Source organism: Holdemania sp. (genome assembly GCF_986127675.1).
The window spans coordinates 1-16,655 of sequence record NZ_CFQZWI010000068.1; the positions used below are offsets into that span (position 1 = coordinate 1).

The following is a 16,655-nucleotide window of genomic DNA, read 5'->3' on the forward strand; positions in this document are numbered from 1 at the left end:
AAATTCTTACCTATGTCTCTTTTTTTTATGCTCAAGAAAAAAAGGCGTTGGTTTCTACCAACACCAAAATTTATAGAACCACTAAAATTAGATGATCTGAAGCACAATAATTATCTACCTTCATGTTCTAGTGAAATTCAGCAATTAGTCAGTCATTCTTCAGAGAATTCACTTACATTTTTAATAGTATCTATACTGTATAATTGTTTGTATATAACAACATTGTTATGTGATAATTCGAATATGGTTTCTAAAATTTCTGGAATGATTAATTTTCAATTATTAACAGTTACATTAGTAGTTCTTAGCTTTTTTACATGCATAGTAATAACAATTTTACCCAAAATTTATATTAATAGAATGGTTTTCTATTGGAAAATGGTTAAATTACAAAGCTTAGAGGAGAATCTTAACATTGCTGAGATTAATAATGATAAAAACAAAATTCAAGAGTGTATAACTTATATTTCAGAACTTAGTAAAGATCAAATAAAATATAATTATTACATTTTAGAAATAATTATAACAATAACTTCATTAATATTAAATGTTCTAAACATTGCTAATTTAATTTATAAATAAGGAAATATCTACGACTTTAAAACTAAATAAAAAAAGCGCCGAGGCGCTAGTTTGAGAAGACTGTATTTATTCGCTATAATATTTAAGTTTCCAAAGCTTCAAACCCTAACTAAGATAGAACAAACTATAGGATAAACGTATAGTTTTGATTATTTGACTAACTCTAAAACTTCATCCAGATCTTGTTTTTTTGATTCTTTGAATTCGCATACGAACGCATCGTCTTCGCTGTAACGGGGAATGATGTGGAAATGCAGATGATTCACAGTCTGGCCTGCGGCCTCGCCGTTGTTGTTCAGGATATTGATCCCCGAAGCTCCTGTTTTTTCCTGAATCCGTTTCGCTAAGTGCTTGACGACCTGAATCAGGTGAGCGGCTGTTTCATCGTCACATTCCAACAAATTGTCGACATGCTTCTTAGGCATAACCAGAGTATGACCTTTTGTAACCTGGGAGATGTCCAGGATCGCTAAGACCAGATCATCTTCGTAGACGACTTTTGATGGAATTTCATGGTTGATGATGCTGCAGAATACACACATGGGAAGCTCCTCCTTAACAATGGATTAATTCGTATTCACGCGTGCCCAGACCAATTTCTTCGCCATGGGCAAGACACGTCTGCCAGTTAGTATCCGGATGCGTGTCGGTGAAGTGATCGTGGTGATCATGCTGATGCTCATCCAAGACGCTGCCCGCAATCACCGGAGCCTGGTTTACCGCATCAACACAAGCCTGATCTAGGGCTACCGGATCAAAGGAGGCAAAGATCCCGATATCCGGAACGATCGGCAAATCATTCTCCGCATGACAATCGCAGCATGGTGAGACGTCCATGACAAAGCTGATATGGAAGTGTGGCCGACCCTGAATAACCGCTAGCGAGTACTCGGCAATCTTCTCGTTGAGGATATCGTTAGCCTCGTCGTTCATCGGTTCAATCGCATCGAAGTTGCACATGCCGATGCAGCGCCCGCAGCCAACGCAGCGGCTGTGATCAATGTGCATCTTGTGATTCTCATCGAAGTTCAAGGCGCTGTGGGCACAGATCTTCTGGCACATGCCGCAGCTGTGGCACCGTTCAGGATTGACCTGCGGCTTTGAGCTGTTATGCATTTCCATCTTTCCGGCACGGGAACCGCAGCCCATCCCGATATTCTTCAACGTCCCGCCGAATCCCGTGGATTCATGCCCTTTAAAATGAGTCATCGTGATGAAGATATCCGCATCCATAATTGCCCGGCCGATCTTGGCTTCTTTGACATGCTTTTGATGAATCGGCACTAAAGTTTCGTCCGTTCCTTTCAAACCATCGGCGATCAGAATGTGGCAGCCGCAGCTGAACGGATTGTAGCCGTTCTGATACGCTGATTCAATATGATCCAGAGCGTTCTTTCGTCCGCCGACATACAAGGTGTTGCAGTCAGTCAGAAACGGCTTACCGCCCAACGACTTGATCAGATCTACGATTCGATGTGCGTAATTCGGCCGCAGGTAAGCCAGGTTTCCCGGTTCGCCAAAATGAATTTTAATCGCGACATATTTATCTTGAAAATCCAGTTTTTCAATTCCCGCCTGTTTCACCAGTCGTTCCAGCTTGTCCAACAGGCTGGTCGTTCCATAGGTCCTCAGGTTCGTTGTATAAACCTTTGCTTTTTCCATATTTATTATCCCTCCATGTCCCTTATTATATAGGAAAGTGGAATGCATTTCCAGCGATCACCTGCGGATTGGAAAAATATTCGCAGACCTTTTTCAAATACATAGATTGATAAACTTTTATCTTTTCGTCACCGATCAAAGTCAGAAAAAAGCCCTGGGAATTTGCGTTTGCAGCTCCTGGGGCTTTCGTGTTTAAGGTCTCTTTTTACTTCGATTTTGCCTGAATCAGATAATCCGCGTAGTTGGATTCCAACTGATCATAGATCGTCTTATCATAGACTGTGAAATTGTATTTTTCAAAATAGAAGATCGATGCTTCCGAAGACAGCGCGCTGATCGAGGCGATCGTATCGACCGCTTCATCCTTGAAGCTTTCCGCATCCGTCGCGATGACCTGAACGATGTAGAAGTTCGCGCCGTTGTCATCAGCGATCACGTCGGTCAGTGTTGGATCTGTGATCACCGACAGCGTCGACAGGACGTTGGTCGCATAGCTGCTCTGCGTCGTTGCGATTGTCTCGGCGGCGGAAACGCTGGAGCCTAAGCTTGTCGCCGTTTCTTCAAAGTTCGCGCCACTCTTGACCTGTTCCAGGGCCTGGTTGGCCGTTGCTTCATCAGTGAACTGCATGATCCGGATTTTCTTCGGGGAATAACGGGAAACCAGATCGCCGAACTTTTCGTTGACGTAAACCTTCGTCAGTTCCTGAGCCTGCAGACTGACTAACAGACTGTTGTTCAGGTATTCTTCCTCATCCGCAAAGCCATAGGACTGCAGGTAGCTGGCAAACGAATCGCCCAGCATCGTCTTGTACGTGTTCAGCGTTTCTTCCGCTTCGCTGCGCATTTCATCCGTTACTGGAACTTCTTTTTCAAAAATAACTTTCTTTGCTTCATTGATCGTGAAATAGCCGGCATCCCGCGCCAACATGAAGTTGTACATGTCGCCTTTGGTCAGCGTCTGATTGCCAACGGAGAAGACGGCTGTCTTCGGATCTTTCAGGGACGCGCGCGCATCGCTGCAGCCCGCTAACAATAAGGCCCCGAGGGCTAAAAGAACAAGCTTCTTCATTATTCGTTTCCTCCCTGTTCGCCGTTGTTTTCACCGTTTTGATCTTCGGCGTTGTTCTGATCTTCGCCCTGACCTTCAGGATTTTCCGTGTTTTCCGTAGTTTCCGGCTGAGTTTCCGGTTCGTCTTTTTCATTTAAGCCCATGTAGATCAACAGTTTGTTCTGCAGTTCGTCGTTGCCCTTGAAGTCCAGGTTCATTTCCTGAGCCTTCTCCCAGACAACCTTCGGCTGCAGGTTCGGGTAGTAGGTCGCCAGGGCGTCGTAGAACTCATCATAGCCTTTCAGCGTCTCCGTGTCGGAAACATCGCACTTGATGATGTGCCAGCCATAGGTCGTCTGAATCCATTCGCTGACCTCGCCCTCGTTCATCGCCAGTGCGGTTTCCAGGAACGGGGAGACTAACTGGCTGTCGGCGTCCATGTAGCCGATCGAACCATTCTGGACGGCAGAGCCGGAATCTTCTGACAACTCCTGCGCCACTTCGCCGAAGTCGCGGCCGCTGGCCAGCGCGTCCTTAACCGCGTTGACACGGTTGGTTTCTTCTTCTGTCGGGTTGGCCGGATCATCCATCTTGATTAAGATATGGCTGACAATCCGCGGCTTCTTCGCTTCAACATACGCCGGGATGTATTCGTCGGCATGCGCGTTGATGTAATCCTTGATCATCTGCTGCGTCTTCTGGATGTGGATGAAGTAGTCTGTCAGATCAGAAAGCTTGCTGTAGCCGACGCCGTTGAGCGCTGTCAGCAGCATTTCCTTGTACTGATCGCCGTAGGTCGACTGATACTGCGCCGTAATCGAATCCGCATACGACTGGGCCTGCGTCTTCATTTCCTCCGTGGTTTCAATGGACGGGTCAACGACCGCTTTCTCCATGAACTGATAGACGCCGGCGACGCCCATTTCGTTAAACAGCGTGTCGTAGAATTCTCCGGCTGTGATATCCTGATCGCCGATCGAGAATACGACGTCCTCGCCGCCGACTGATTTTCCTGGGAGCTTTCCTTTGTTCTGGTCGTATGCAAAATAAATGCTGGCTCCGATTAACAGAACGCCAACAAGGCACACAAACCAGTACTTTTTGAGTGTTTGTAACATGAATGTACCTCCTAATGAACTTTATTATTATAGGGTATTTCAGGGGACTTTGCAATTTGATCGGCAGGCTTTCTATCTGAATTTTGTGTGAACAACCCCATTTTCCCGCTTTTTTCCATCATCGCTGGAAGAAAAAGGCCGAAAGAGTGCTTGGTAAAGCCGTTTGAACAGATAATAATCCGCACATCCTGAAACAGAATATGCTATAATCATTCTGGACATTTTTTGTCTGGATAACAACTCGAATCATGAGCGGAAAGGATGAGAGAATGAGTCAGCTGATGATTAAAAATCTTCATGTTGAGGTCGAAGGCAAGGAGATCCTCAAAGGGATCGATCTGACGGTCGCCGATCATGAAATACATGCTTTAATGGGTCCTAACGGAAACGGAAAATCGACGCTGCTGGCGGCGATTATGGGGCACCCGAAATATACTGTGACAAGCGGAACGATTGAATACGACGGACGCGACGTTTTGGCGATGAGCGTCGACGAGCGCAGCCGCGCTGGTTTGTTTCTGGCGATGCAGTATCCTCAGGAAGTGCCGGGCGTCACGAACTCCGATTTCCTGCGTGCGGCAATGAACGCCCGCCGGGAAAATCCGATTTCCCTGTTCTCTTTTATTAAGGAAATGGAAAAGACGATTAAAGATCTGCAGATGAAGCCGGATTTAGCACATCGTTTCCTCAATGAGGGCTTTTCGGGCGGCGAGAAAAAGCGCAACGAAATCGTGCAGATGAAAATGCTGAAGCCGTCGCTGGCGATGCTGGATGAGATTGACAGCGGATTGGACGTCGACGCTCTGAAAATCGTGGCCGACGCCGTGACGCAGATGCAGCAGGAAACGGGGCTGGGTATGATCGTCGTTTCGCATTACGAACGATTCTATCAGTTATTAAAGCCGACGCACGCACACGTGCTGATCAACGGCCGGATCGTCATGGAAGGCGATGAAACGCTGGTTCAGAAAATTGATCAGGACGGCTACGACTGGCTGTATCAACAGCTGGATCTGCAGCCGGCCAAAGAAGAAGTGAAGCTGACCTTCACCCTGGGCAGCTGCGCCGCCAGCGCAAGGGGCCGCAAGCATGGCTGAAACAGTGCTGACCCTGCATGAAAGTCCGGTCAGCCCCGTCGTTTTACAGGAAACATTGCGCGAGCTTGTCATCGACGCTTCCGCGCCGCTGACGCTGACTTTGACCGCGCCTGCGCAAACGGCCTGCTCCCTGGTCGTCCGGATCCGTCAAGCCGAAGCTCTGACGATTCAGGTGCGGGCGGAAGCGGCCAGCCAGCTCACGCTCTTGTATTGGAATGAGAGCAGCGCGCCGATCACGATTCGCGAAAGCAACGAAATTTACCGTGACGCCCGCTTCAAAGCGGCGTATGTGCAGCTGAATCCGGGCACGGTCGATCATCAGTCCAAGACCCTGCTGAAGGAAAGCGGGGCCGAGGCTTTGGTTCAGTCGGCGGTGATCGCACAGACTCAGAAGCAGTTTGTCGTCGATCTCATTCACCAGGCCGGACAGACGACGGGAATCATGGAGAATTACAGCATTGTCCTGCAGGGCGGACGCTACCGCATGGAAGCGACCGGCAAGATCGAAAAGGGCGCCCGCGGTGCCAAGAGTCATCAGACCAGCCGCGCACTGACCTTTGACGCCCAGCAGACCGCGACGATTCTGCCGAAGTTATTGATCGATGAAAACGATGTGGAAGCCAGCCATGCGACGACGATCGGACAAATGGATGAAAACCAGATGTATTATTTACAGAGCCGCGGCTTGAGCGAAGACGAAGCGATCCGCCTGGTCACGATCGGCTATCTGCTGCCGATCGCCCGGATCAGCGACGATCCAAAACTTCAGGAAGCCCTGGCTCAGGAAATTGAAACGAAGGTGAATGAAGTATGTTTGACGTCCTCAAAATAAGACAGGATTTTCCAATGTTTCACAACCGCACGATGCAGTCGCATCCGCTAGTTTATCTGGACAACGCCGCGACGACGTTCAAGCCGCAGTGTGTGATCGACGCCGTCGTGCGGTATTACACCGAGCAGACGACCAACGTTCACCGCGGTGATTATGAAATTTCCTATCAGGTATCGGAAGCCTATGAGAAAACCCGCGAAGACGTGGCGCGGTTTATCCATGCCGAGCCGAAGGAAATCGTCTTTACGGCCGGGGCCAGCGCGTCGCTGAATCTGGTGGCGTATGGCTACGGGCGGAAGTATTTAAAGCCGGGCGACGTGATTCTGTCGACGGAGGCGGAACACGCGTCCAACATCCTGCCGTGGTTTAAAGTCGTGGAGGAAACCGGTGCGAAGCTTGAATACATTCCCCTGACGGAGGATGGCCGGCTGACGCTGGAGAACTTCCGCAAGGCGATGCATGAGCAGGTGAAGATCGTCGCTGTCGCGGATATCACCAATGTGCTGGGCTATGTCGCGCCGATCGAGGAAATGACGCGGATTGCCCATGAACACGGAGCGATCGTCGTCTGCGACGGGGCGCAGTCCGTGCCGCACACGCCGACGGATGTGAAAGCCTGGGACGTGGATTTCCTGGCGTTTAGCGCGCATAAGATGTGCGGCCCGACCGGCATCGGCGTGCTGTATGGCAAATTTGAGCTGCTGCAGAAAACCGATCCGTTCATGCTCGGGGGCGGCAGCAACGCCCGCTTTGACATGTGCGGCAACATCCTGTTAAAGGACGCGCCGTATAAATTTGAAGCCGGGACGCCGAATATCGAAGGGGTGCTCGGCCTGCAGCAGGCTGTGCGCTATCTCGAAAACATCGGCATGGACAAGATTGAAGCCTACGAGCATGAGCTCAAGGCCTACGCGATTGAAAAACTGAAAAAACTGGATAACCTGATCCTGTATAATCCAACCTCACCGACCGGCATCATCGCCTTCAATGTGAAGGATGTGTTCGCTCAGGATGCGGCCGGATATCTGAATTCCAAGGGGATCGCTGTGCGCTCCGGCAATCATTGCGCTAAAATTCTGCTCAATGTGCTGAAGACCTCGGAAACGATCCGTGCCAGTTTGTATTTCTATAACACGAAGGAGGACGTCGACCGGTTTGTCCAGGCGTGCAGTGAAATTACGCTGGAAAACTGCGTCGGACTGTTCTTCTGATTGAAAGGAGGAAGTTTATGTCCAGTTTGCTGGAGGATCCGATGGTCTTGCGCGAGATCATCATGGATCACTATCAATATCCGCACAATCATAAGCTGACGGACGACGCGGGCTACCATCAGGTGCATATGGCTTCGGAATCCTGCATCGACGATATTACGGTTCAATCCAAAATCAACCCTGCGGGCAGCATCGAAGACGTGCGCTTCGACGGGGTCGCCTGCACGATCTCAACGTCGTCGACCTCGATCATGACGGAGCTGTTGAAAGACAAAAGCGTTGCCGAAGCCAAGGCGATCATCGACGAGTATTTCGCGATGATCGAGGAACAGCCATATGATCCGGAACGGCTGCAGGAGGCGGTTGCCTTCAAGAATGTCAGCAAGCAGGCCAACCGGATTAAATGCGCGACGATCGGTTGGAAAGCGATGAAGGAAATGATCGAAGAATGGGAGAAAAATCAATGAGCCGCGAACAAGAAACAGTCCTGAAGACGCAGGACGATTACCAATACGGCTTTCACGACGAGGACGTCAGCGTCTTCAAAACAAAAAAGGGCCTGACCCGGGAAACGGTGATCGAGATCTCAACGATCAAGAAGGAACCGCAGTGGATGCTGGATTTCCGTCTGAAAGCCTATGACGCGTTCGTCAAGATGCCGATCCAGGATTGGGGTCCTGACTTAAGCACGTTGAATTTTGACGATTACACCTACTATATCCGTCCGAGCAACAAGAAGGAAACGGATTGGGAAGAGGTACCGGAGACGATCAAGGACACCTTTGACCGGCTGGGCATCCCGGAGGCGGAACAGAAGTTCTTAGCCGGCGTCAACACCCAGTATGAATCGGAAACGGTTTATCACAACATGCTGAAGGAAGTCGAGGAGAAGGGCGTCATTTTCCTGGATACCGACTCCGCTCTGCAGCAGGTTCCGGAACTGGTGAAGGAATACTTCGCGACGGTTGTACCGTATACCGACAACAAGTTCGCTGCGCTCAACAGCGCCGTGTGGTCGGGTGGTTCGTTCATCTATGTCCCGAAAGGGGTAAAGCTGGAAAAACCGCTGCAGTCCTATTTCCGCATCAATTCGGAACAGATGGGTCAGTTTGAACGGACGCTGATCATCGTCGATGAGGGCGCCGACGTGCATTACGTCGAAGGCTGTACGGCGCCGACGTATTCCAAGGAATCGCTGCATGCCGCGGTGGTCGAGATCATCATCAAGGAAGGCGGCAAGTGCCGGTATTCGACTGTTCAAAACTGGTCGGACAACATCATCAACCTCGTCACCAAGCGCGCCAAGGTCGATGCGCACGGGGCGATGGAGTGGATCGACGGCAACATCGGGTCGCAGACGAATATGAAATATCCGGCCTGTCTGTTAGTCGGCGAATATGCCCGCGGCATGTGCATTTCGATCGCCGTGGCATCCCGTCATCAGGTCCAGGACGCCGGAGCCAAGATGATTCATCTGGCGCCGCATACTTCCAGTACGATTATCTCCAAGTCGGTTTCCCGGCTGGGCGGCGAGGTCAATTACCGCGGTCTGGTCCAGCATGGGCCGAAAGCGGAATACGCCCGTTCGAAGGTGGAATGCGATACGCTGATCCTGGACGAGCAGTCCCGCAGCGACACGATTCCGACAAACGTGTCGTCTTCGCGGACTTCGACGATCGAGCATGAAGCGACAGTCTCGAAGATTTCCGAGGAACAGCTGTTTTATCTGATGTCGCGCGGACTGACGAAATCGCAGGCGACAGAAATGATCATCATGGGCTTTCTGGAACCGTTTACCCGCGAGCTGCCGATGGAATACGCGGTCGAGCTGAACCAGCTGCTGAAGCTGGATATGGAGGGCAGCGTTGGATAAAAAAGCACTGCGGAAGCTGGCGCAGATGAAGCGGCACGAGCTGCCGCCGCTGCTCAAAGCGCAGTTTGATGAAAATATCCGGTCGCAGCTCATGAAGGTGCAGGAACCGTATCAGAAGATCGGAATGTATATTTCGATCAATGATGAAGCGGATACCCGCCGGATCCTGCAGCATCTGCTCGATCAGGGCAAACAGATCGCCGTTCCCAAGTGCGTCGTGCGCGAAGGGCGGAACACGCTGGATTTCTATTGGATCGAAGGGTTGGAGGATTGCATTCCTTCCCGCTTCGAGCTGTTGGAACCGGTGGCGCAGCCGTCCCGCAAAGCGGCGTTGTCCGAGCTGGAGCTGATGATCGTCCCGGTCGTCGGATTCGATTGGCGCAAGAACCGGATCGGTTACGGCAAAGGGTATTATGACTCGGTGCTAGATACCTTTCCCGGCTTGAAGGTCGGACTGGCCTACACAATGCAGCGCGTGGCTGATTTTGAGCCGGAGGCTTTCGATGTTCCGCTGGATATGATCATCACGGAGCAGGGCTCCTTGTAAACAAAGATCTCTTAAAATGAGAAACAACGATGAAAACCGGGGTGAACGCTCCGGTTTTTGATTTGATAAAAAAAGAAGCTTTCGCTTCTCATTTCTGATCTAATTGTTCCAGGCATGTCTGCCGGGCCTGCTTGGCGGTAGTGAACGCAACATCCTTTTCAAATAAATACGTTATAAAATGATTCCAGTCCGTAACCGGGAAAGAATCCGGGTCAATCTGCGTCAGGACCTCGGCAATAACGGAGTAATTATCCTGCGCCTTTAAATCAGAAATGAATAAACCGCACTGGTCTGCGATCTGATCAATTAGTGCCATAATCCTTCTCACTCCTTTATCGTTTCAGTAAAGTGTACTTTAATAAAACACCCAGCAAATCACTCTATTCTTTATTTTAATAGGTAGAACGTTTCCTGTCAAAACCTATTTTGGTAATTTTTACAGCTTGTTTCCAATGTGTCAGAAAGGTACACCTTTTTAAAACAAAGCGGTTGATCAAAGGGAGAAAAAGTTTACCATCTCCCTTTTTTCTGTGTCTATGATGTAATGAATGCATGGAGGAGGAAGTTATGTCACAGACCGTTTACGGATATATCCGCGTTTCATCAAAGGATCAGAATATCGAGCGTCAGAGGAAGGAGCTGATCGCCTATGGCGTCGCGCCACGGCGGATATATATGGATAAGCTCAGCGGAAAGGATTTTAACCGTCCCGGTTATCAGAAGCTGACGCGCCGCAAGGTCAAGCCGGGCGATCTGATCGTCGTTCAAAGCCTGGACCGGTTAGGCCGCAATTATGAAGAAATTCTGGAGGAATGGAAATGGATTACGCGTACCCGTAAAGTCCATATCAAAATTCTGGATATGCCGATTCTGGACACCAGCGTCGATCAGGATCTGGTCGGCACGCTCATCTGCAATCTTGTGCTGGAGCTGCTTTCGTTTGTCGCGGAGAACGAGCGCAAGATGATTCGCCAGCGCCAGGCCGAGGGCATCCGGATCGCCAAGGAAAAGGGCGTGCATCTGGGCCGTCCGCAGCTGGCGGTGCCGCCGGAGTTCATGCCGCTGTATCAACAATGGCGGCAGAAAAGCCGGCCATCCAAGGAGCTGATTGCCCAAAGCGGAATGTCGTATCAGAAATTCTACCGCACCTGCCGGAAACTTCGCCAGCGGGAAACGAATGCCAGCCGTTAAACCGGCGCGCTGGATTCTTTTTATTGTCCGCCAAACTCTGCCGGCTTTTTCCGAACTTCCGTTTTCGCGGCGCTTAAATTATGATATGATAAAGGACAGAATTCGGAGGTGAGAGCGCATGCGGATCGCGAAAGTTTGGATTGAACATCCGGTTTTACAGCTCGATCAGGTGTTTTCTTATGACGCGCTGCAGCTGCCGGCAGAAAAGGGCAAGCGGGTGACTGTTGATTTCAACGGCCGTCAGAACGTCGGGTTTGTCGATGCGGTGACGGAGGTGGACGACGGTCAGCCGGAGACTCAGGTCAACGGGCGTCCTTTGAAACCGCTTTTGTCCGTGCTCGATGAGAACGCGCTGATCACGCCGGAATTGTTTGAGCTGGCTAAATGGATGGCGGAGGATACGCTTTCCCCGGTGATTTCCTGTTTTCAGGCGATGCTGCCGAGCAAGCTCAAGCCGAAAAGCTCGAATCAGAAAATTAAAATGGAACAGATTGCCGTGTACGTGGGTGAGCATCCGCTCTTAACGCCCCGGCAGAAGGAAGTGCTGGGCTGGCTGCGGACGGAAGGCCCGACAGTTTTGGCGCAATGGCGCAAACAGTCGCCGGCGATCACCCGCACGCTGGAAAAGCTGGGCTGCGTCCGGCTGGACAGCCGGACGGTAAAAGCGCGGGAAGAACAGGCCGGTCAGGCGGAAGCCTTTCTGCCGCTGAACGCGGATCAGAAGCGGGTCGTGCAGGAAATTCAAACGAGCATTCAAGACGTGATCCTGCTTCATGGGGTGACTGGCAGCGGAAAGACGGAGGTCTATCTGCATCTGGCTCGTCAGGTGCTCGACGCGGGCAAACAGGTGTTAATTCTAGTGCCGGAAATCTCGCTGACCCCGCAGATGGTAGCGCGCGTCAAAGGCCGTTTCCAGAACGATGTGGCGATTTATCACTCCGCGCTGAACAATCAACAGAAATACGAACAATACTGCCGGGTATTTGAAAAGCAGGCTTCGATTGTCGTCGGTACCCGCTCGGCGGTGTTTATGCCATTTGACCATCTCGGCCTGATCATTTTGGACGAGGAGCACGATTCCAGCTATAAGCAGGATTCCCTGCCGCAGTACCATTGCCGCGATATCGCCATTCACCGCGCACGTCATTTCGGATGCAAGGTGATCCTGGGCAGCGCGACGCCGTCGCTGGAATCCTACGCCCGGGCGCTAAAAGGGGTGTACGGTCTGGCTGAGCTGAAAGAACGGGTCAACCGTCAGCTGCCAGTCTGCACAGTGGTCAATATGAAGAACCAGAACCGCGCGCAGTCGGGAATCCTGAGCGACGTGCTGCGCCAGAAAATTGCGGACCGGATCAAGCGTGGCGAGCAGGCGATCCTGTTATTGAACCGGCGTGGATACAGTCCGCTGATCAAATGCGGCCAGTGCGGCGAAACCCTGCAGTGCCCGCATTGCGACGTGGCCCTTTCCTATCATAAATCAATTCAGAAGATGAAGTGTCATCTGTGCGGCTCGGAGTTCCCGCTGGTTACGGTCTGTCCGAAATGCGGATCGCGGACGTTTGCGGCGCCGGGCTACGGCACGCAGAAGCTGGAGGAAGAAGTCACGCGGCTGTTTCCGCAGGCCCGTGTGCTGCGCATGGACGCCGATACGACATCGCGCAAGGAAGCGCATCAGAAGCTGCTTGAACAATTCGGCCGGCATGAAGCGGATATCCTGGTCGGCACGCAGATGATCGCCAAGGGTCTGGACTTTCCGCAGGTCACGCTGGTCGGTATCCTTAACGCCGACGCCGGTACGGCCCGGCCGGACTTTCGCAGCGTGGAGATGACGTTCGATTTGATCATGCAGGCGGCCGGGCGCAGCGGCCGTTCCCAGACGCCCGGGGAGGTTGTCATCCAGGCGTTTGACCCGAACCATTTCGCGGTTGTCGCCGGCAGCCGGCAGGATTATCAAAGCTTTTTCTATCAGGAGATGCAGTACCGGCATTTAGGCGGCTATCCGCCGTATACCTACCTGATCGCGCTGACCTTTTCCGACATCCGGCCGGACCGTCCGAAGCAATCGGCGCAGGTCGTGGCGCAGGCGCTGCGGCAATCCAGTCTGTTTAAGGTGCTGGGGCCGAGCGATCTGTTTAAGCTGCAGGATCGCTACCGCAGCCGTCTGGTGCTGAAAGGCAAGGATCTGGATCAGATGAAGACCGCGCTGGCGCAGGTTCTCCAGGAATACCGCAGGCAGCGCTCTCAGGCCCATTTAAGCATCGACGTCAATCCGCTGATTCTCGAGTAGCGGATTTCATTCATTCCGTTTCCTCTTTAGAGAACCGCCCGCTCTGTCTCAGCCGGCGGTTTCGCAGGAAGATCAAGCATAAACAAGCAAAGGAGCAGGCTGATGAACACAACAAGAAAAAGAGCGTGGCAGGGGCTGAACGCGATCCTCAACGAAGGCCAGTATGCCAATCTGTGGCTGCGCCAGCACGGCCAGACGCTCAGTGAGGAAGAAAAACGCTGGGTGACCGCCGTGATCTACGGCGTGCTGCGCCATCGTGAACCGCTGCGCTGGCAATGGCGGGATTTAGTGCGCAACGTGCCCGAACCCAGCGTCGCGGTCTTGCTCGACATGAGCGTGTACCAGCTTTTTTATCTCGATAAAGGCGCTGAGTACGCCATCGTCAACGACGCGGTCGAGCTGTGTCCGCGAAGCAAAAAAGGTCTGGTCAACGCCGTTTTGCGCCAGCTGCTGCGGCGCGGACCCAAACCGCTGCCTAAGCCGGAATCCATCGCGGATTTGGCGTTAGTGACCAGTCATCCGCAGTGGCTGCTGCAGCTGTGGAAGGCCCACTATGGCGAAGAAAAAATGCGCCGGATCGCGCTGGCAGACTTGGAAGAAGCGGCGGTCAGCGTGCGGATCAATCCGCTGAAATTAAGCCGGGAAGCGCTGGCGCAGCGGCCGGACTGGGCGCTGGAGCCCAACGGCTGGACGATCCGCACCGCGGGCAATCCGGTCAGCGATCCCTGGCTGAAGGAAGGAAAAATCGTCATTCAGGACCGTTCCAGCCAACAAGTCGCGCTGATGCTCGATCCCAAACCGCACGACACGGTTTTTGACGCCTGCAGCGCGCCGGGCACCAAGACGACGCAGCTGGCGGCGATGATGAACAACGAAGGCACAATTCTGGCCTGCGATCTGCATGCCCATCGGCTGGCGTTAGTCGAGGAAGCGGCGCAGCGCTGCGGTGCGACGATCATTCAGACCCGGACGCTCGATGCCGCGCAGGCGGACCAGCAGCTGACCGGGCGGCAGTTTGACCGCGTGCTGCTGGACGTGCCGTGCAGCGGATTGGGCGTATTGCGGCATAAGCCGGAAATTCTGCTGCGGCTGACGCCCGCCTCGCTGGACGAGATCGTCGCACTGCAGGCTGCGATCCTGGCTCATTGCGCGCCGCTGTGCAAACCGGGCGGGACGCTGGTTTACAGCACCTGTACGCTCAACCGCAAGGAAAACGACAAGCAGGTCGCCGCGTTTTTGCTTCAGCATCCGGAATTTAAGCTGCTGGCGGAACAAACGATCTTCCCGGATGAAGGCGCGCAGGATGGCTTTTATATCGCGAAAATGACCCGCCGCGGTTAAAAATATGATAGAATAAAGGACGGTGATAGAATGAAAACAATTTATGATTACAGTTATTCCGGACTTGAGGAACTCGTCCTCAGCCTGGGATGGAAAAAATACCGGGCCGATCAGATTTTTCAATGGCTGTACCGCAAGCATGCGACGTCCTTCGATCAGATGACCGATTTAAGCAAGGAGATGATCGCAGCGCTGAAGGAACAGTTCTGCATCAATCCGATCCAGCTTGTTGAAAAGCAGGTGTCGCGCGACGGCACGATCAAGTTTTTGTTTGAGCTGGGCGACGGGGCGTTGGTCGAGTGCGTCTTGATGACCTACAATTACGGCCGCTCCTTATGCGTAACCTCGCAGATCGGCTGCAACATGGGCTGCACGTTCTGCGCCAGCGGTCTGCTGAAAAAACAGCGGGATCTGACCAGCGGTGAAATGGTCGCACAGGTCATGACCGTGCAGCTGGAGCTGGACAAGGAAGAAGACCGGATTTCGCACGTCGTCGTCATGGGCACGGGCGAACCGTTTGACAATTATGACAACGTGCTGAATTTCTGCAACACGATCAACCATGACAAGGGGCTGGCGATCGGCGCCCGCCACATCACGATTTCGACCAGCGGGCTGATTCCGAGCATCGATCGGTTTGCGGCCGAGCATAAGCAGTACAACCTGGCGATCTCGCTGCACGCCCCGACCGATGAGCTGCGCAGCCGGATCATGCCGGTCAACAAGGCTTATCCGTTAGGGCCGCTCATGGCTTGTCTGCGGCGCTATTCGGTGGAGAACAACCGCCGCCTGACGTTTGAATACATTCTGCTTCAAGGCGTCAACGACACCAACGAGATGGCGGTGAAGCTGGCTTCCCTGATCCGCGGCATGAACGCTTACGTCAATCTGATTCCCTACAATCAAGTCGATGAAAACGGCTATAAGAGTACGGATTACAAATCCGCGATGCGCTTTTACGACGTGCTGATGAAGCAGGGCGTGAAAGCGACGCTGCGCCAGGAGCACGGCAACGACATCGACGCCGCGTGCGGGCAGCTGCGCGCCAAGCATGAAAGGATGCGCGGGCAATGAAGTGCTTCGGCGCTACCGATACCGGCTTGGTCCGCGCAAACAATCAGGACAGCTATGTCATCGCCTCCAATGAGGTAGGCGATGTTTTCGCTTTGGTCTGCGACGGCATCGGCGGGGGCAATTCCGGCGACGTGGCGTCACAGACCGCGATCCAGTATTTCAGCGAGGTGTTCAGCGCGAACAAAGGCTTTAAGGATGAGGAGGAAGCTCTGACCTGGCTGCGCTATCAGATCCGCAAGGCCAACGACACCGTGTTCACGCTTTCGACAACCCGCCGGGAATATCAGGGAATGGGCACGACTCTGGTCGGGGTGCTGCTGATCCCGCAGGGCAGCTACGTGATCAACGTCGGCGACAGCCGTGCCTATGCTTCGTTTCAGGATGGCAGCTTCCGCTGCCTGACGCAGGATCACACGCTGGTTCAGGACATGGTCAACCATGGAGAGCTGAGCGAGGAAGAAATGATGAATCATCCGAAGCGGAATATGTTGACCAACGCCCTGGGCATCTGGTCCAACATCCGCATCGATCTGACGCGGATTGACGATCTGGCGGATACGTTTTTATTATGCTCCGACGGACTACACGGCTATGTGCCCGACAGTGTGATCGCCAAGGTCATGCTCGACAGCCGCCAGACGCTGCAGGCCAAAAGCAAACAGCTGATGAATCTGGCGCTGCTGCAGGGCGGCTACGACAACATCACGATCATCCTGATCCAGAAGGAAGCGGGGGATAAGCGATGAACAAAATGATTGCCAAGCGCTACATGGTCGTCAAGCACATCGGCCA

At 52.6% G+C, this 16,655-nt stretch carries 17 protein-coding genes; 12 read left to right on the plus strand and 5 right to left on the minus strand.

Annotation, left to right across the window (positions count from 1 at the left end; all coding sequences use genetic code 11):
- The coding region (locus AC5OW4_RS10485; protein ID WP_493676937.1) for a hypothetical protein at positions 1-582 on the plus strand (582 nt) is incomplete at its 5' end.
- Positions 583-731: 149 nt separating this feature from the next.
- On the opposite strand, the gene AC5OW4_RS10490 is transcribed toward AC5OW4_RS10485, so the two are convergent.
- From AC5OW4_RS10490 to AC5OW4_RS10505, 4 genes are all read right to left on the minus strand, one after another.
- Positions 732-1,124, minus strand: a complete 393-nt coding sequence (locus AC5OW4_RS10490) for an HIT family protein (protein WP_072684174.1) — start codon at positions 1,122-1,124, stop codon at positions 732-734.
- A gap of 13 nt (positions 1,125-1,137) precedes the next feature.
- Positions 1,138-2,244 carry a DUF362 domain-containing protein gene (locus tag AC5OW4_RS10495; protein WP_072684175.1) on the minus strand — a complete coding sequence of 369 codons (1,107 nt, stop codon included), beginning with the start codon at positions 2,242-2,244 and terminating at the stop codon, positions 1,138-1,140.
- 205 nt (positions 2,245-2,449) lie between these two features.
- Positions 2,450-3,313: a peptidylprolyl isomerase PrsA family protein gene (locus AC5OW4_RS10500; RefSeq protein ID WP_072684176.1), complete on the minus strand. Its 864-nt coding sequence runs from the start codon at positions 3,311-3,313 to the stop codon at positions 2,450-2,452.
- Positions 3,313-4,410 (minus strand): peptidylprolyl isomerase, encoded by a 1,098-nt coding sequence (locus AC5OW4_RS10505; RefSeq protein ID WP_072684177.1) that lies wholly within the window; start codon positions 4,408-4,410, stop codon positions 3,313-3,315. The genes AC5OW4_RS10500 and AC5OW4_RS10505 overlap by 1 nt, the downstream gene beginning before the upstream one ends.
- 269 nt (positions 4,411-4,679) lie before the next feature.
- Between AC5OW4_RS10505 and sufC the strand changes: the two genes are divergently transcribed.
- The 6 genes from sufC to AC5OW4_RS10535 are packed head-to-tail and all read left to right on the plus strand — an operon-like array spanning position 4,680 to position 9,970.
- Positions 4,680-5,507 carry a Fe-S cluster assembly ATPase SufC gene (sufC, locus tag AC5OW4_RS10510; RefSeq protein ID WP_039864287.1) on the plus strand — a complete coding sequence of 276 codons (828 nt, stop codon included), beginning with the start codon at positions 4,680-4,682 and terminating at the stop codon, positions 5,505-5,507.
- Positions 5,500-6,339, plus strand: a complete 840-nt coding sequence (locus AC5OW4_RS10515) for a SufB/SufD family protein (RefSeq protein ID WP_072684178.1) — start codon at positions 5,500-5,502, stop codon at positions 6,337-6,339. The genes sufC and AC5OW4_RS10515 overlap by 8 nt, the downstream gene beginning before the upstream one ends.
- Positions 6,318-7,550, plus strand: coding sequence for an aminotransferase class V-fold PLP-dependent enzyme (locus AC5OW4_RS10520; RefSeq protein WP_195548204.1), 1,233 nt, complete (start codon positions 6,318-6,320; stop codon positions 7,548-7,550). The genes AC5OW4_RS10515 and AC5OW4_RS10520 overlap by 22 nt, the downstream gene beginning before the upstream one ends.
- Before the next feature lie 17 nt (positions 7,551-7,567).
- Positions 7,568-8,017: a Fe-S cluster assembly sulfur transfer protein SufU gene (gene sufU / locus AC5OW4_RS10525; RefSeq protein ID WP_072684180.1), complete on the plus strand. Its 450-nt coding sequence runs from the start codon at positions 7,568-7,570 to the stop codon at positions 8,015-8,017.
- Complete coding sequence (gene sufB / locus AC5OW4_RS10530; protein WP_139248594.1) at positions 8,014-9,423, plus strand: Fe-S cluster assembly protein SufB; 1,410 nt, start codon at positions 8,014-8,016, stop codon at positions 9,421-9,423. Before sufU ends, sufB begins: the two co-directional genes overlap by 4 nt.
- Positions 9,416-9,970 (plus strand): 5-formyltetrahydrofolate cyclo-ligase, encoded by a 555-nt coding sequence (locus tag AC5OW4_RS10535; RefSeq protein ID WP_072684182.1) that lies wholly within the window; start codon positions 9,416-9,418, stop codon positions 9,968-9,970. The genes sufB and AC5OW4_RS10535 overlap by 8 nt, the downstream gene beginning before the upstream one ends.
- Positions 9,971-10,058: 88 nt before the next feature.
- Here AC5OW4_RS10535 and AC5OW4_RS10540 read toward each other — a convergent pair whose 3' ends face one another.
- The gene (locus AC5OW4_RS10540; RefSeq protein ID WP_072684183.1) at positions 10,059-10,286 is read right to left on the minus strand and encodes a hypothetical protein; all 228 of its coding nucleotides are present in this window, start codon (positions 10,284-10,286) and stop codon (positions 10,059-10,061) included.
- Positions 10,287-10,537: 251 nt separating this feature from the next.
- On the opposite strand from AC5OW4_RS10540, the gene AC5OW4_RS10545 reads away from it, so the two are divergent.
- The 5 genes from AC5OW4_RS10545 (at position 10,538) to AC5OW4_RS10565 (ending at position 16,609) form a co-directional block, all read left to right on the plus strand.
- Positions 10,538-11,161, plus strand: a complete 624-nt coding sequence (locus AC5OW4_RS10545) for a recombinase family protein (RefSeq protein ID WP_072684184.1) — start codon at positions 10,538-10,540, stop codon at positions 11,159-11,161.
- Between the two features lie 118 nt (positions 11,162-11,279).
- Positions 11,280-13,448, plus strand: coding sequence for a replication restart helicase PriA (priA, locus tag AC5OW4_RS10550; protein ID WP_195548205.1), 2,169 nt, complete (start codon positions 11,280-11,282; stop codon positions 13,446-13,448).
- A 102-nt stretch (positions 13,449-13,550) separates the two neighbouring features.
- Positions 13,551-14,789: a 16S rRNA (cytosine(967)-C(5))-methyltransferase RsmB gene (gene rsmB, locus AC5OW4_RS10555; protein WP_195548206.1), complete on the plus strand. Its 1,239-nt coding sequence runs from the start codon at positions 13,551-13,553 to the stop codon at positions 14,787-14,789.
- Between the two features lie 30 nt (positions 14,790-14,819).
- The gene (rlmN, locus tag AC5OW4_RS10560) at positions 14,820-15,863 is read left to right on the plus strand and encodes a dual-specificity RNA methyltransferase RlmN (protein ID WP_072684187.1); all 1,044 of its coding nucleotides are present in this window, start codon (positions 14,820-14,822) and stop codon (positions 15,861-15,863) included.
- The gene (locus AC5OW4_RS10565) at positions 15,860-16,609 is read left to right on the plus strand and encodes a Stp1/IreP family PP2C-type Ser/Thr phosphatase (RefSeq protein WP_195548207.1); all 750 of its coding nucleotides are present in this window, start codon (positions 15,860-15,862) and stop codon (positions 16,607-16,609) included. The genes rlmN and AC5OW4_RS10565 overlap by 4 nt, the downstream gene beginning before the upstream one ends.
- The last annotated feature ends 46 nt before the right edge of the window (positions 16,610-16,655 follow it).

Excerpts from the sequence above, each read along its gene's own strand:
- AC5OW4_RS10490 (WP_072684174.1), bottom strand. The coding sequence starts at position 1,124 with ATGTGTGTATTCTGCAGCATCATCAACCATGAAATTCCATCAAAAGTC.
- AC5OW4_RS10495 (WP_072684175.1), bottom strand. The coding sequence starts at position 2,244 with ATGGAAAAAGCAAAGGTTTATACAACGAACCTGAGGACCTATGGAACG.
- AC5OW4_RS10500 (WP_072684176.1), bottom strand. The coding sequence starts at position 3,313 with ATGAAGAAGCTTGTTCTTTTAGCCCTCGGGGCCTTATTGTTAGCGGGC.
- AC5OW4_RS10505 (WP_072684177.1), bottom strand. The coding sequence starts at position 4,410 with ATGTTACAAACACTCAAAAAGTACTGGTTTGTGTGCCTTGTTGGCGTT.
- sufC (WP_039864287.1), top strand. The coding sequence starts at position 4,680 with ATGAGTCAGCTGATGATTAAAAATCTTCATGTTGAGGTCGAAGGCAAG.
- AC5OW4_RS10515 (WP_072684178.1), top strand. The coding sequence starts at position 5,500 with ATGGCTGAAACAGTGCTGACCCTGCATGAAAGTCCGGTCAGCCCCGTC.
- AC5OW4_RS10520 (WP_195548204.1), top strand. The coding sequence starts at position 6,318 with ATGTTTGACGTCCTCAAAATAAGACAGGATTTTCCAATGTTTCACAAC.
- sufU (WP_072684180.1), top strand. The coding sequence starts at position 7,568 with ATGTCCAGTTTGCTGGAGGATCCGATGGTCTTGCGCGAGATCATCATG.
- sufB (WP_139248594.1), top strand. The coding sequence starts at position 8,014 with ATGAGCCGCGAACAAGAAACAGTCCTGAAGACGCAGGACGATTACCAA.
- AC5OW4_RS10540 (WP_072684183.1), bottom strand. The coding sequence starts at position 10,286 with ATGGCACTAATTGATCAGATCGCAGACCAGTGCGGTTTATTCATTTCT.
- AC5OW4_RS10545 (WP_072684184.1), top strand. The coding sequence starts at position 10,538 with ATGTCACAGACCGTTTACGGATATATCCGCGTTTCATCAAAGGATCAG.
- priA (WP_195548205.1), top strand. The coding sequence starts at position 11,280 with ATGCGGATCGCGAAAGTTTGGATTGAACATCCGGTTTTACAGCTCGAT.
- rsmB (WP_195548206.1), top strand. The coding sequence starts at position 13,551 with ATGAACACAACAAGAAAAAGAGCGTGGCAGGGGCTGAACGCGATCCTC.
- rlmN (WP_072684187.1), top strand. The coding sequence starts at position 14,820 with ATGAAAACAATTTATGATTACAGTTATTCCGGACTTGAGGAACTCGTC.
- AC5OW4_RS10565 (WP_195548207.1), top strand. The coding sequence starts at position 15,860 with ATGAAGTGCTTCGGCGCTACCGATACCGGCTTGGTCCGCGCAAACAAT.